The sequence below is a fragment of the Bacillus sp. FSL K6-0042 genome (assembly GCF_038006685.1).
Lineage (GTDB): Bacteria > Bacillota > Bacilli > Bacillales > Bacillaceae_G > Bacillus_A > Bacillus_A pseudomycoides.
The window spans coordinates 803,866-817,719 of record NZ_JBBOVS010000001.1 but is presented as its reverse complement, the minus strand read 5'-3'; the positions used below and the strand labels follow the sequence as shown (position 1 = coordinate 817,719).

The 13,854-nt window shown below is 34.1% G+C and carries 12 protein-coding genes, 1 pseudogene, 1 riboswitch and 2 other annotated features; of the genes and pseudogenes, 10 read left to right on the top strand and 3 right to left on the bottom strand.

Going from position 1 to position 13,854, the window contains the following annotated elements:
• Positions 1–5: 5 nt before the first annotated feature.
• Positions 6–127, bottom strand: a riboswitch (glycine riboswitch).
• Positions 128–397: 270 nt separating this feature from the next.
• Positions 398–982 carry a hypothetical protein gene (locus MHH45_RS04420; protein WP_016114827.1) on the bottom strand — a complete coding sequence of 195 codons (585 nt, stop codon included), beginning with the start codon at positions 980–982 and terminating at the stop codon, positions 398–400.
• Positions 983–1,175: 193 nt separating this feature from the next.
• Between MHH45_RS04420 and MHH45_RS04415 the strand changes: the two are divergent.
• Positions 1,176–1,484, top strand: a pseudogene (locus MHH45_RS04415) (hypothetical protein).
• Between the two features lie 64 nt (positions 1,485–1,548).
• Here the strand turns inward: MHH45_RS04415 and MHH45_RS04410 are convergent.
• Together MHH45_RS04410 and MHH45_RS04405 are read right to left on the bottom strand one after the other, a co-directional pair.
• Positions 1,549–2,094 (bottom strand): hypothetical protein, encoded by a 546-nt coding sequence (locus MHH45_RS04410; protein ID WP_242227120.1) that lies wholly within the window; start codon positions 2,092–2,094, stop codon positions 1,549–1,551.
• Complete coding sequence (locus tag MHH45_RS04405) at positions 2,060–2,332, bottom strand: hypothetical protein (RefSeq protein ID WP_242227119.1); 273 nt, start codon at positions 2,330–2,332, stop codon at positions 2,060–2,062. The genes MHH45_RS04410 and MHH45_RS04405 overlap by 35 nt, the downstream gene beginning before the upstream one ends.
• Before the next feature lie 142 nt (positions 2,333–2,474).
• Between MHH45_RS04405 and MHH45_RS04400 the strand changes: the two genes are divergently transcribed.
• The 9 genes from MHH45_RS04400 (at position 2,475) to MHH45_RS04360 (ending at position 13,843) form a co-directional block, all read left to right on the top strand.
• On the top strand, positions 2,475–3,290 hold the full coding sequence (locus MHH45_RS04400; RefSeq protein WP_016114830.1) for a hypothetical protein: 816 nt from the start codon (positions 2,475–2,477) through the stop codon (positions 3,288–3,290).
• A gap of 67 nt (positions 3,291–3,357) precedes the next feature.
• The gene (locus tag MHH45_RS04395) at positions 3,358–3,984 is read left to right on the top strand and encodes a DUF4937 domain-containing protein (RefSeq protein ID WP_016114831.1); all 627 of its coding nucleotides are present in this window, start codon (positions 3,358–3,360) and stop codon (positions 3,982–3,984) included.
• Between the two features lie 276 nt (positions 3,985–4,260).
• Positions 4,261–4,968: a 23S rRNA pseudouridine(2604) synthase RluF gene (rluF, locus tag MHH45_RS04390; RefSeq protein ID WP_016114832.1), complete on the top strand. Its 708-nt coding sequence runs from the start codon at positions 4,261–4,263 to the stop codon at positions 4,966–4,968.
• Between the two features lie 300 nt (positions 4,969–5,268).
• Positions 5,269–5,497 (top strand) — a binding site (T-box leader).
• Positions 5,498–5,533: 36 nt separating this feature from the next.
• Positions 5,534–5,761: a binding site (T-box leader), on the top strand.
• Between the two features lie 46 nt (positions 5,762–5,807).
• Positions 5,808–7,733 (top strand): threonine--tRNA ligase, encoded by a 1,926-nt coding sequence (gene thrS, locus MHH45_RS04385; RefSeq protein ID WP_088094345.1) that lies wholly within the window; start codon positions 5,808–5,810, stop codon positions 7,731–7,733.
• Between the two features lie 402 nt (positions 7,734–8,135).
• Entirely contained in the window at positions 8,136–8,903 is a 768-nt protein-coding gene (locus tag MHH45_RS04380) for an ABC transporter ATP-binding protein (RefSeq protein WP_016132809.1), read from the top strand.
• Positions 8,904–8,914: 11 nt separating this feature from the next.
• Complete coding sequence (locus MHH45_RS04375; protein WP_016114835.1) at positions 8,915–10,795, top strand: ABC transporter permease; 1,881 nt, start codon at positions 8,915–8,917, stop codon at positions 10,793–10,795.
• Between the two features lie 210 nt (positions 10,796–11,005).
• Positions 11,006–11,587 (top strand): hypothetical protein, encoded by a 582-nt coding sequence (locus MHH45_RS04370; protein WP_016114836.1) that lies wholly within the window; start codon positions 11,006–11,008, stop codon positions 11,585–11,587.
• Between the two features lie 386 nt (positions 11,588–11,973).
• Entirely contained in the window at positions 11,974–12,840 is an 867-nt protein-coding gene (locus tag MHH45_RS04365) for an ABC transporter permease subunit (RefSeq protein WP_016114837.1), read from the top strand.
• A gap of 1 nt (position 12,841) precedes the next feature.
• Positions 12,842–13,843, top strand: a complete 1,002-nt coding sequence (locus tag MHH45_RS04360) for an ABC transporter permease subunit (RefSeq protein ID WP_016114838.1) — start codon at positions 12,842–12,844, stop codon at positions 13,841–13,843.
• The last annotated feature ends 11 nt before the right edge of the window (positions 13,844–13,854 follow it).

Genomic DNA, 13,854 nt, shown 5'->3' with positions numbered 1-13,854 from the left:
TTCTTTCTCTTGTCTCTGTCCTTTTACCTGAGAGATTATCCACTAATACAGCGGATTTGCTCCTTCGGTGCTCTGTTTCCTCTGCACTATATGATAGGCGAGAGGGAGTCTCTCCAGAGATTCGTCCCCATGCAGTTCTACTTGTAACCAAGACCTGAGAGTTTCAAAGTTGAGTCATCAACTTTTTGCCCCGTCGGTAGATCAATTGATCTTCTCCTGAATGGTTCATCCGAATTATGTGATTAAAAACTTAATTATATTGATATGAAATGGTTTATACATAATCAATAAACAACATTATAGGTTCCTTATAAATGAATTGCAATCATTTTTTATTGGAAGATACTTTTTAACAAAAATTTTATCTCCTGAAATGGGAGGAGATTATAGAGTGAATTTATTTTTTGGTTATTCCTAATATACCTTCTAGTTCAGCTAACGTAGATAAGGCTATGACAATATTTTGATCAGCAAGACCTAAAGATTGCGCAGCATTTTCTAAACTATCTTTTAAGGGTTTCTCATTATTTAATCCTTGCGTAACAGATAATGCGGCATTTTCCATACAATTTGAAGCGGCTATAAACGTGGTTTTAAAATGACTGATTTTCTGCTTCAGTGCGGGGTCTTTCATTTTTTCTTCAGCTTTAAATATCTCCGTGTTTTTAGAAATCTCGTTGAATTGGTTTGCTATATGACTCATTTTATCTAATAGTTCAACTGTATTTATGTTATCTGGATTTGAATTTAGTTTAGTCCATGTTGGTAACCAATCTTGTTCCACGATATTATCGTAGTTTGTAGTAAGTAAATCAATTCGGGATTTTAATTCTTGTTGATAGATTTTTTTATCGACAGGTTCCTTAGAAGTTTTTATTGTTGACTCATTAGCGTAGTGTGACAAAATAATCACTCCCATGCTCATAATAATCATTATGCTAAAAAGCCAAAACCACCATTTTTTATAGAACGATTTTTTCATTTGGTATTTCCTCCTAATATGCAAAACATAAGCTGTATTAATCTATAATAACAAGTTACATAGTTAGAAGTTGTTGTATTTTGTCGAAAAAAGGAAGGGATTGAAGAAATAAATAATAATGGGATTATACAGTAAGAATTAGTAAAATATTAAATGATATTACTTTTAATAACATATAAGGATGAGGTTTTCGATGGAGAAAAAGAGACGGAAAATATACTCAAATATAATTATGGTAGTAGTTTTAGGTGGACTATTAGTGCTAATATTCATGACGAAAGAATCAAAGATTAAAGGTTTTCCAGTTCCTATGTTAGCTATTCATATTGAAGATGACAATTAAGCAGATTACCAATATATAAGTCTAATGCCTATTTCAAAAGTAAAGGGATGGGAGAACCTTGGAGAAGATGGGCATACTGTAGTATTTCAAAAAGGAGATAGGAAGGTGATTGTATTACGCTATCCAGGAGAAAATACTTATTATTTGTTTGAAGAATAGTTTAAGATATCAGTGGAATAGGACATAAACAGGATGATTACTTTGTCTATGTCCTATTTATTATTTAAGATAACAATCCGAGTTCCTTTGCATCTAGTGGAGAAAGACTTAATTTCTGAACGAAGAATGCATGAAGTGAGATTTGTTCTTTGATTTTAACCCATTCGTGATAACAGGAAAATAATGTTTGAATATCATTATTAAAATATTGTTCTACTAGTATACGAATCAATTTCGTACTTCGCCAATAATCATAAAAAGCTCCCGCATATGATCCACTTTCCGCAGACTTGCCGAACTCATTTAAAGGGTAATTACTAAATTCAGCTTGATATATGCTAATTAATTCATCTTCTACCTGCATAATTGTTTTAAATTGTTCATGTGACATCATTAGTTTTCTTGGTAAATAAAAGCATATGCCTTCTTCAAACCACATCGATTCTTCATCAATTTCATCAAAATCACTATGGAATTCTTTAGCGTGATGTACAAATTCATGTGCAGCAATAGTTGCGATGTCGAGTATATTAAGTTGCTTATAATATTGCTGAGCTTTTTTAAGTTCTTTTCCGTCAGTTACAGATAAGTAGATATTTTTTCCATACATCAATAAGTGGTGTAATATGAATCAAATCACGTGAAGTATAAGCTGGCATAGGAATATTTGAATAAACTTGTGTTGCAGATTCTAAATCGTGAAATACGATTCCTTTTGGTGGTGAGAGGATTGTAACCTTTTCTTGCAATAAAGGTATGAAGCTTTGTAATTCGTTTAGTAGTTTCAAACCTTCTGCTTCAATCTCTTGAATATGAGTTGAATCGGTTACTGAGAATGCGAGTTTCATTGTAAACATACTCCTTTTATTGGATTATTTAGTAAATATATTATAAGCATACCATGATAAAGTTTCTTTTTGTTTTTATTCTGAATCTTTTGTCTTATAATTAATTTGCATATAACACTTTATATAGAAATGAGCTGATTGATTGTCAATTATTAAGAAAATAGGTCGTTTTTGTCCCGTAGATGACACAGGATACATTATTAATGATTCACATATCAATAACATTCAACCAGTCTTTTTGAAGGTTATACAAGAAGTAAAGGATATATGTTTTCATTTGCTACAGGATGACCTTCATAGCATTTATATAAGAGGATCTGTTCCAAGAGGAATTGGAATAGAGGGAATTGCAGATATAGACACAATTATATTAGTTCGAAAAGATCCGAAGGCAATAGACCTGGAATGGATCGAAAGTATAGAGCAACAATTGCTTCAAAAATTTGGTTGTATATCTGGGGTGGAATTAAGTTTTTATGATGTTGAAGAAGTGTTACATTCCAGTCGTTTTTCGTTTATAAGCTTTATGATTCAAACACATGGAGTATGTATACTCGGTGAAGATATAAGATCACAGCTACCTAAATACAAAGTAAGTCGAGAATTAGCACGTGAACATCTTATACATTTACAGCCACAAATTGAACAAGCATGTAAAGAATTAATTCATAATAAAGGTAGGGAAGATATATTAGATTGTTGCCGCTGGATTATGAAAATCATAGTTAGAGCAGGATTAGCATTAACAATTGATAAAGAAGGACTTTATTCTAGAGACCTTTATCCAGCGTATGAGTTGTTTAGTAAGCATTTTCCAGAGCAAGAACAAAATATGAGGAAAGCGCTGCAATATGCAGTTAATCCTATAGACGACATAATGGAAATTACAGCATATTTAGATAACTTTGGGAGTTGGATGATAAAAGAAGCGAATTATTATTTAAATAATAGTGAATGAAGCAAAACATAATTTTATTATGTAAACAAATAGTGCCATTTTTTTAGTTATAGTAAGGGGGAGCAGCATGTTATTAAAAACGATATTTTGTCAGGTAGAAAAAGAGAAAAAGGGTTTGTTTTCAGAGGCGCAAGAGAAATGGAGAGATTTACAAAACTTAGAGGGATTTCATGGACAGTTCGGGGGCTGGGATGAAGATGAGGCCTGTGTATTTACTGTTTGGGAAAACATGAATACATATCAAACATTTATGAATGAAATGCATGATCCAATTTTTCATAATAGTAATCAAAAGGATACGTATGTATCTTGTGAAATAGAGTTATTTCAAACGTTATTTGAAATGAAAGCTACTCCGTTTACGAATGTACTTGCAAAAAATCTATTTGTCAGCGCTGCAGTTTGTGATGTGAAAAGAGGAAGGGAAGAGCACTTTTTGCATATACAAGAAACAATTTGGAATAAAGGAATGGAAAAATCAGAAGGAATGTTAGGCGGCGTTGTGGGAAGGACTCTTAAAAACTCCCATCGTTATGTAGTCATTTCTTTTTGGGAAAATGAAATGTCACATCGGCGTTATGTGAAAGAAATTTTTCCTGGATTATATGAATTAGCTCATGTAACGGAGGATGTTGAAAATATAAATGGGAAGCAAGTTGCGTGTATAAAAGAATGGTCTGTATATGAATTGTGAAAAAAGTGAATAAATGATGTTATATCTAGGGTAAATGCTTTTAGTAGTTATAGTTGTATGAAGGGTTAGTTCAAAAGTAGAAGGTGTGCAGTGAATGTATAATTGGTATGTCGTTCAATGAGACGAATTCTTTTCTTTTAAACATGAAAATTATAGAAGACGTCATATACCCTTTCATGTTAATATATTTAAGTTATAATAGGAGGCTTACCCTTTTGTATTGTACGGTAGAAGCAGTGTGAGCTTGAAATTTTTAAAGAAAAGGATGTGCCTAACTTGCGTATAAATAAATTTATTAGTGAATCTGGAAAAGCATCGAGACGCGGAGCAGATAAGTTAATTAATGAAAGAAGAGTAATTATTAACGGAAAGGTTGCAAAAATAGGTGACCAAGTACAACCAGGTGATGACGTGCGAGTAAATGGAGAGCAGCTTCGAATTGCTCGAGACCATGTGTATATCGCTTTAAATAAACCAGTAGGTATTACATGTACAAGTGAAAAGGCAGTTAAAGGTAACATTATCGATTTAGTGAATCATCCTTTACGAATTAATCACGTTGGACGTCTTGATAAAGATTCAGACGGTTTAATTTTGTTAACGAATGATGGCGATATTATTAATGAAATTTTACGTGCTGAAAATAAACATGAAAAAGAATATATTGTTTCAGTAGATAAACCGATTACGCCTGAATTTTTAAAACAAATGGCAGCGGGTGTTAAAATTTTAGGAACAAAAACACTTCCTTGTGAAATAACACAGTTATCAAAATATGAATTCCAAATTATTTTAACACAAGGATTGAATCGCCAAATTCGTCGTATGTGTGAAGCTTTAGGTTATCAAGTATACACATTAAAACGTACGCGAATTATGAATATCGAGTTGAATAATTTACCAGTTGGACAGTGGAGAGATTTAACGAAGAAAGAGAAAAAAAGATTATTTGCAGACTTAAACTACGAACCACAAGATTGGTAAAAAAGAGAGGGTAACCCGAAACAGTGAATTGTTTTGGTTTATTCTCTCTTTTTTTATCCCGCATTAATGGGCAGTAAGACCCCCACCTCAAGATTCAGAGAAAAACGAGGAAGATAGTTGGGAAATCAACTGCTCGTAAAAGCCCGATTGGTGAGGGATGATAATCAGTGGGGATGAGAAAAGCCCCCACTGATTAAAGTTTCACTTTATGTTTGGAAATCTTTTTTTATTTTTATTTTTAAAACACTTGCCAAAATAAATGGAATAGGATATATTAAATAACAATTAATGGATGTTGTTTTAAAAGCAAAGAAAAGGACACGAGTTATTTTTAACGGTTGTACAGAGAAGGAAGGAACGCTGAGAACTTCCTAACGCAAGTAGAATAACTTACCACCTTAGAGCTGCACTAGGGAAAATAAAAGTATCTAGTGCCGTGTAAGCGACGTTACCGCAAAAGAAGCCATTGTATGTTTAATATGATGGGAATCTGGGTGGAACCACGAATATAAGCATATTCGTCCCTATTATTAGGGATGAGTATGCTTTTTTATTTTTAATTTCATAATAAGCGAAGAAAAGGACACGAGTTATTTTTAACGGTTGTACAGAGAGGGAAGGAGTGCTGAGAACTTCCTAACGCAAGTAGAATAACTTACCACCTTAGAGCTGCACTGGGGAAATTAGAGTATCTAGTGCCGTGTAAGCGACGTTACCGTAAAAGAAGCCATTGTATGTTTAGTATGATGGGAATCTGGGTGGAACCACGGGTAAAAGCACGCTCGTCCCTATTATTAGGGATGAGTGTGCTTTTTTATTTATGAAATGGAGCGATTAAAATGAGAGAACAGATGATTAACATTATTTTTCCAGATGGTAGTGCCAAAGAATATGTAAAAGGAATTACTCTAGAAGAGATTGCAGCATCAATTAGTCCGAGTTTAAAAAAGAAAGCAGTCGCAGGAAAGGTGAATGACCGATTATTTGATTTACATCGAAATATCGAACAAGATGCCAAAATTCAAATTATAACTATGGATTCAGATGAAGGAGTAGAAGTTGCGAGACATACTGCTGCACATATATTAGCGCAGGCTGTCAAAAGAATATATGGCGATGTAAAACTGGGTGTAGGACCTGTTATTGAAAATGGATTTTATTACGATATGGATCTTGCTAATAGTATAGCTGTAGAAGACTTACCTAAAATTGAAAATGAAATGCAAAATATTATAAATGAAAACTTGAAGATGGAACGAGTTGAAATTACTAGGGAGGAAGCGAAAAAACTTTTTCAAGATATAAATGATCACTTAAAGTTAGAGCTTTTAGAAGCAATCCCTGAAAATGAACTTGTAACAATTTATAAACAAGGAGAATTTGTTGATTTATGCCGTGGTCCGCATTTACCGTCAACTGGTTACTTGAAAGCATTTCAATTAACTCATGTTTCCGGTGCATATTGGCGAGGAGATAGTAACAATCAAGTGCTTCAGCGTATATATGGCGTTGCATTTTCTTCTCAAAAAGAATTAGAAAATTATTTGCAGTTTTTAGAAGAAGCAGCAAAGAGAAATCATCGTAAGTTAGGAAGCGAACTTGAATTATTTATGTTTTCAGAAGAATCACCAGGAATGCCCTTTTATTTACCAAAAGGACAAATCGTTCGTAATGAATTAGAGTCCTTTTTAAGAGAAATACAACAAAAATATGATTATCAAGAAGTTCGTACTCCTATTATGATGAATCAAGGCCTATGGGAAGAATCAGGGCACTGGGATCATTATAAAGATAATATGTATTTTTCAGAAGTAGACAATAAAAGCTTTGCATTAAAGCCGATGAATTGTCCCGGACATATGCTTATATTTAAACATAAACTACGCTCATACCGTGATTTACCAATTCGGATGTGTGAATTTGGTCAAGTACATCGCCACGAATTCAGCGGTGCATTAAATGGATTATTAAGAGTTCGTACATTTTGTCAGGATGATGCACATTTATTTGTGACACCTGAGCAAATAGAAAGTGAAATAAAGTCAGTGTTAAAACAAATTGACTATGTCTATAGAACATTCGGTTTTGAATATGAAGTGGAGCTTTCAACAAGGCCTGAAGATTCAATGGGTGATGATGAGCTATGGAAGCAAGCAGAAGAGGCCCTTGAAAATGTACTGAAATCATTAAATTATAAATATAGAGTGAACGAAGGAGATGGGGCATTTTACGGACCAAAAATTGATTTTCATATTAAAGATGCTTTACAAAGAAGTCATCAATGCGGAACAGTTCAACTTGATTTTCAAATGCCAGAGAAATTTGATTTGAATTATATTGATGAAAGAAATGAGAAAAGAAGACCGGTTGTTATTCACCGTGCTGTATTAGGCTCTTTTGATCGTTTCCTAGGAATACTAATTGAACATTTCGGAGGGGCATTCCCAACATGGTTAGCTCCAGTTCAAGTAAAAGTAATTCCTGTTTCTACTCTAGTACATGAACAATATACAAAAGAAATTGAAGAAAAGTTAAAGAGCGTTGGCCTTCGCGCCGAACGAGATGCTCGTAGTGAAAAATTAGGGTATAAAATACGAGAGGCACAGCTCCAAAAGATACCATACATTCTTGTTATTGGGGATAAAGAAATGGAGAATGGATCTGTAAATGTGCGTAAATATGGTGAAGAAAAATCTGAAGTGGTTTTGCTATCTGCATTTATGGAAAGTATACGGAAGGAAGTTTATAATAAAGGATCTAAGTAATAAATCATAAATCAATCAGGTTGAAACACACTACTTTAAGTAAGTAGTGTGTTTTTTACTATCATAAAGAAATTATTCGAAGTTATTCGTCGTTAAAAATCATTTTTAACCTGTTTATCATTTTAACCGAGAAGACTCCCTCCTCTAAACGAAGTGTAGGTGGGGGATTTCAATTTGCTATTTTTGTACCTTACAAAAATGTAAGGTGAATGTAAGATAAATCGCAGGAAGATTGTAGGTAAAAATGAGAATATTAAGAAAGGAAGTTAGGGATATAAGATTTTTCTTATCAAATTCGTTATAAAAGATGTGAAATTAAAAAAATCTTAAGAATTTATGTAGGAGAAATCTAAGAAACGTATGGCAAAGTAATGATATACAAAATGGGATGGAGTGATGGGAATGGCAACAAATGTAGTGACAGTAGAAAGTGTAGAGAAAACATATGGCAAAAGAAATGAAAGCCAGTCAAAAGCATTAAGAGGGGTATCGCTTACGATACAAGAAGGGGAATTCGTTGGGATTATGGGACCTTCTGGATCTGGAAAAACGACACTACTAAATGTAATTAGTACACTTGATCATGCGACAGGAGGAAGTGTGACGATAGCAGGCACAGATATTACTTCAATGAAGGGGAACGCTTTATCAGATTTCCGTTCTCAAAAACTGGGGTTTATTTTCCAAGATTTTAATTTGCTTGAAAATCTCTCGATCTATGAGAATATTGCTTTGCCACTTTCACTACAAGGAGTGCCTTCAAGTGAGATAAGCGGGAAAGTAAATGAGGTTGCACAGAAATTAGATATTGTAGAAATTTTAACGAAATATCCATCAGCTGTTTCTGGTGGACAAAAACAGAGAACAGCTGCAGCGCGGGCTTTAGTACATAATCCTGCTATTGTATTAGCAGATGAACCAACAGGTGCACTTGATAGCAAAAATGCGAAGAGTTTACTAGAAGCGATGCAAGACTTACATGAAAATCATGGAGTAAGTATATTAATGGTAACGCATGATGCATTTAGTGCGAGTTATTGTGAGCGGATTCTATTTATTCAAGATGGGCTACTTTATAAAGAATTGAAACGCCAAGGGACACGAGAGGATTTCTATCAAGATATTTTAGGTGTGCTTGCTCATATGGGCTCAGCGACTGAATCCAAATAGGGGGCGAGATCATGTTATTGAAATTATCACGTCATAGTATGAAAAAAATGTTAAAGGACTATCTTGTTTTGCTTGTTGGTCTCGTCATTAGTATAAGTATCTTCTATATGTTTCAAACGATGGCGATTAACAGTCAATTTACAAAAGATAATAGTATGATTAACAGTATTCGCCTTGTATTTTGGGTTGGTGCTGTCTTACTTTCCTTCATTACGGTCTTTTATATCGTATATGCGAATTCCTTTTTACTTACATTGCGCAGGAAAGAGCTTGGTATGTATATGATGCTCGGTGCAAAGAAGAAAAAAGTAGCTCAGTTATTATTTATCGAAACATTCGGTATGGGAATTATCAGCATTATTATTGGGATTATTGTAGGAATATTACTAGCAAGTGCAGCGGGGAATTTTTTAATGAATGGCTTAGAAATTTCGGCGAAAGGCTATGCACCATTTTATTTACCTGCAGTTCTTGTTACATGTGGTTTCTTCTTGATCTTATTTATTATTACTGGATTTATCAATAGTATACGGTTATTGCGTAAAACTGAACTTGAGCTACTTCGTGAAGATGAAACACAAGATGCAATAGAAAAGAGTAAACGTCATGTTATCATTTTTACTGTAATGGGAGTGTTACTGTTAGGGACAGGATACTATTCTATACTGCATATAGACAAGTTACGTGAAATAGGATTTATACTAGCAACGGGTGCTACAACGATAGGGACATATTTTATTTTTAGTTCATTGTTACCATTGTTTGTAACAAAGTTAAAAAGCAACAAAAAACGAAATGAAACAGGTTTAAATAGTTTTACATATGCTCAGCTTCGTTTTCGAATAAATAGTTTATCTCGGGTACTTGGGACTGTCGCGATGCTAATTGCGCTTGGTGCAGGGGCGATGACAGCTGGAATGGCTTTTCAAAAAAATGTTGGTATTATGACGGATTTTTCTCGAGTCTATGATGCGACAATTCATGATCCGAATGAAAAAGATATAGCGGCATTAAAACAAATGAAAATTGTAGAGCAACGAACTTATAAATATAAAGTGGACGGGGAAGCAGTCTATTATTTACGAGAAGATTTAACTGCAAAGCCACCACTCATTTCTGATCATCAAGATACAAAGAATGTCAAAGAGCCTGTACGTAAACGTGTAAAAGAACCATTAACGGAACCTCTTTATACATCTATGGAAGCACCTGAGGCAGCAAGTAAACTTCCACATATGCCAAGTGATTGGAATGATGCAATCATAAGGGAAGTTCAAGTTACACACAATCAATTCAACGGGAAACCTGTTCGAATTGCAGATAAGGACCATTATAAAAACATTCAAGGAACGGAACATAGTGTCACGCTAGTGCAAGTGGATGACTTACAAAAATATAAACCGTTGTTAATAGATATTGATCAACGACAAAAAGAGTTAGTAGAAAAAGCAAAAGGCGGAAAAGTAGAATTATATACAAAAATGACAACTTATCAATTTATGAATAGTTTCATGAGCGGTACGATGTTTATGGGATTCTTCCTTGGAATTGCATTCTTAGCTATGATGGCGAGCTCTCTTATGTTTAAAATTTTAACAGGAGCTTCTCGTGATGTACGTCGCTATGAAATGCTTCGAAAAATTGGAGTGCGCCGTAGTATGTTGTCGCGTAGTATCTATAAAGAAATTTCATATCTCTTTATCTTCCCGGCTATCATTGGTATTTCACATATTTTAGTAGGACTTAACTTATTCCGTCTCTTCTTAGTTGATCCGTTTGTAAAAGTTTGGATGCCGATTGGAATCTTTCTTATTATTTATGTTGTATATTACTGGATTACAGTTCAATTGTATAAGAGTATGGTTCTTCCAAAAGAACAAGTTGCAAAGTAATACCGAATGAGGTAATTTGCTGGCAGAATGAAAAACGCGCTTATGAAGGATAAGTGCGTTTTTTTTATTTTTACTTTTGACGATACACAGCGGAAAATATAATATGGAATATCTTAGAAAATATTATGTTTTTTATTCTGAATTTTCTATTTATATTTTGTTTTAAATTATATAATTAGGTAGTAATAGAATTGACAAAAGGAGGGTGTCATGTGTATGCAAAAGGAAGAATGGATTCAAAGATTAAGAGAAGGGCGTTATTATGTATCTTCTTATGAAAGTATTATGAACAAGATACACAAGCGTCCTAGTCGCATACCTGGGGTACTGGTTGCATTCGTATTATTAATCATCTTGCCAGGGTGGCTATTTAGGTATAATGATACAAGTAGTATGTTTATAATGTGGGCTTCCCTGATTGTACTCGTTGCTGTGTGGCCATCTATGATAAGTATATTTAGGAAAGTTACAGCCTCTAAATATGATCCTCAGATTCAGGAATATGATCAAAAATTTCAAAGGAGTGTACCGATTCCAATTAAGTATTTTACAGTCAAAAAAATTGATGGATGTATTGCCGCACTAGAGAGCGGAGCAGCAGATGATTTAAAAGAAGCTTTAGCGGTATGGCAAGTTACTGAAACGAGTGAAGCACAGCGAACTTTGTTAGAAGAGCAAAATATTCTTTTGAAAAAACAGATACGTGTGACAAAAGAAGCAGCAAGTGCATCAAGAGATGCGGCAAGTGCGTCACAGGAAGCAGCAAACGCTGTAAATCAACTCAGTCGTTAGTAATAGAAAACATAAAAAATACACCTTTATAGGTGTATTTTTTAGATTGGAAAACCACCTATATATTAGAGGGTTCTCTCAAGAATAGTGTGTCATATAGGGATAGCTGTATATATATGTTTTCAAAAAATGTATAGATATTCGCAACCTTTGCTTGTATAACGATTGATATATAGTTGAGGAACACCGCCACCATTCTTATGCGTCTGTTAGCTCCTAGAAGGATAAACTGTCTTTTAAATAGTTTTTATAACGTAAGTTACAAAGCGCTTTCTATATTTGTTAAACAATCTTTGACTAAACTACAATTTCAATCTCAAAAAATATATTTTACATTTTTTGAATTTTTTGTAAAATGGTATTATGATTTAGAGAGGAAGAATGTGATGTTACTTCGAGTTGGAAAGTGGTGGGGGATTACTTTTTTGCAACTATTTGCTGCACTGGGATGTATTCTTTGTTTAGGGGCACTCCCGCGTTTATTTAAAGGATTACAAATAGATCTTGTTGGATATGGAAAAGCAATTGTATATCTTGGTGATAAATTGCTTCATCCAAGGGAGATTACGTATGGGTTTCGTGACTCACGAATGTTATTTCCGCAAATTTGGATGCATTATATGGAGACGATGCTAGTATTTGTTTCGTCGTTTCTACTCTCTTTATTAATAGCATATCTTCTTGTTGTATGGGTACTGCAGCGGTCCCATACTAGGCAACGCATATGGAGCGGGATTTTCCTTATACTTGAAAGTATTCCGGATATTTTACTCATTTTATTATCACAACTTTTGGTAGTGGTGGTGTTTCAAAAAACAGGATGGATGCCAGTGAAGTTTGCAGGGATTTCGGGAGAAAGGGTGCGTCTTTTACCGATTTTATGCCTTACATTGCCCACGACGTTATTATTTATTAAATTATTATTACTTCGCTTTAGAGAGGAGTTAGAAAAAGACTATAGTTTATTTGCGAAAAGTAAGGGATTAAGTTTACGGTATATATTAACACATCATATTTCAAGAAATGTGTTACTTACTACGGTTTACTATGCAAAAACGAATATTTTATTCATGTTATCAAATCTTTATATCATTGAATGGCTCTTTAATACATATGGCATGTTTGTATTCGTAAAAGAAAATTCGAAAATAGAAGTGTTTACAGTGTGCTTAGTTTTATTATATGTCCCAATTTTCTTCTTATTTCGCTTGTTACATACGCTCATGCAAAATGTGATAAAGGAGCGTGTGTAATATGTGGCAAACGTTAAAACATGACATGAGATTTTGGGTTGGTGTTATTTTTTTAAGCGGGCTTATGCTTGTCAGTATCGGAAATACTCTATTTTTCGATGGAGAAATTCGAGAAATAACGATGTTGTACAACGAAAAAGGACAAGTAGAAGCAGCGCCTTTTCCTCCATCATCTCAGTTTTGGTTTGGGAGTGATAGTAAAGGGCGTGATTTATTCCAGTTAATAATAGAAGGTGCAAAATGGACAATTGGTGCAAGTTTACTTGTTGCAATTCTGCGAGTTATCATTGGAGGAGGGTTAGGTTTACTTCTTGGTATGTATAGTAAACGTTCTTTTCCGGTTATTTCCTCATTTTTTGATCCATTTAGTATAGTTCCAATGATCATGATTTCGTATTTTATGTTAAGAGAGGTTTTATTCTTTGAAAATGGTACTATTCCAGTTCCTTTCACAATGCGAGTTCTATTTCAAATTAGTATTCTCACATGCTTGGCTGTGCCGACTGTCATGCTGTATACGGCGCAAGAGGTGCAACGTGTAAAAGGGGAAGAGTTTATGATGGCAGCAACAGTTCTTGGTGGAAGTAAATGGCATCAATTATGTCGGCATGTCTGGCCGCATCTTTTGCCATCTTTTTTCTTACTGGTTGTGCAGCAATTTGTTAGTATGTTATTACTATTTTTACATCTTGGTTTACTCCATTTGTTTTTTGGAGGAACTATATCATATAGCGGTGATGCAGATAGTGTGACGAAGGAGTGGACAGGACTGATTGGACAAAATTTCCGTCATTTGACCACACATACTTGGATCGTTCTTGTACCGGTCTTTTTCTATAGCCTGACAATTTTGGCAGGAAATCTTATAAGTAATAGTCTACAAGGGGCGATTGGAATAGGAAATCTGAGAAGAAAGAAAGTAGAAAAGAAAGAAGAAAAAGTTGAAAAACAGATGAAAAGTGAAAGAAAAGATTTTTCTTTTCACCAAGAAGTGTCTAAATAAAAAGATAGATG

Coding starts and splice junctions, on each gene's coding strand:
- MHH45_RS04420 (WP_016114827.1), bottom strand. CDS start 982: ATGAAAAAATCGTTCTATAAAAAATGGTGGTTTTGGCTTTTTAGCATA.
- MHH45_RS04410 (WP_242227120.1), bottom strand. CDS start 2,094: ATGTATGGAAAAAATATCTACTTATCTGTAACTGACGGAAAAGAACTT.
- MHH45_RS04405 (WP_242227119.1), bottom strand. CDS start 2,332: ATGAAACTCGCATTCTCAGTAACCGATTCAACTCATATTCAAGAGATT.
- MHH45_RS04395 (WP_016114831.1), top strand. CDS start 3,358: ATGTTATTAAAAACGATATTTTGTCAGGTAGAAAAAGAGAAAAAGGGT.
- thrS (WP_088094345.1), top strand. CDS start 5,808: ATGAGAGAACAGATGATTAACATTATTTTTCCAGATGGTAGTGCCAAA.
- MHH45_RS04380 (WP_016132809.1), top strand. CDS start 8,136: ATGGCAACAAATGTAGTGACAGTAGAAAGTGTAGAGAAAACATATGGC.
- MHH45_RS04375 (WP_016114835.1), top strand. CDS start 8,915: ATGTTATTGAAATTATCACGTCATAGTATGAAAAAAATGTTAAAGGAC.
- MHH45_RS04370 (WP_016114836.1), top strand. CDS start 11,006: ATGTGTATGCAAAAGGAAGAATGGATTCAAAGATTAAGAGAAGGGCGT.
- MHH45_RS04365 (WP_016114837.1), top strand. CDS start 11,974: ATGTTACTTCGAGTTGGAAAGTGGTGGGGGATTACTTTTTTGCAACTA.
- MHH45_RS04360 (WP_016114838.1), top strand. CDS start 12,842: ATGTGGCAAACGTTAAAACATGACATGAGATTTTGGGTTGGTGTTATT.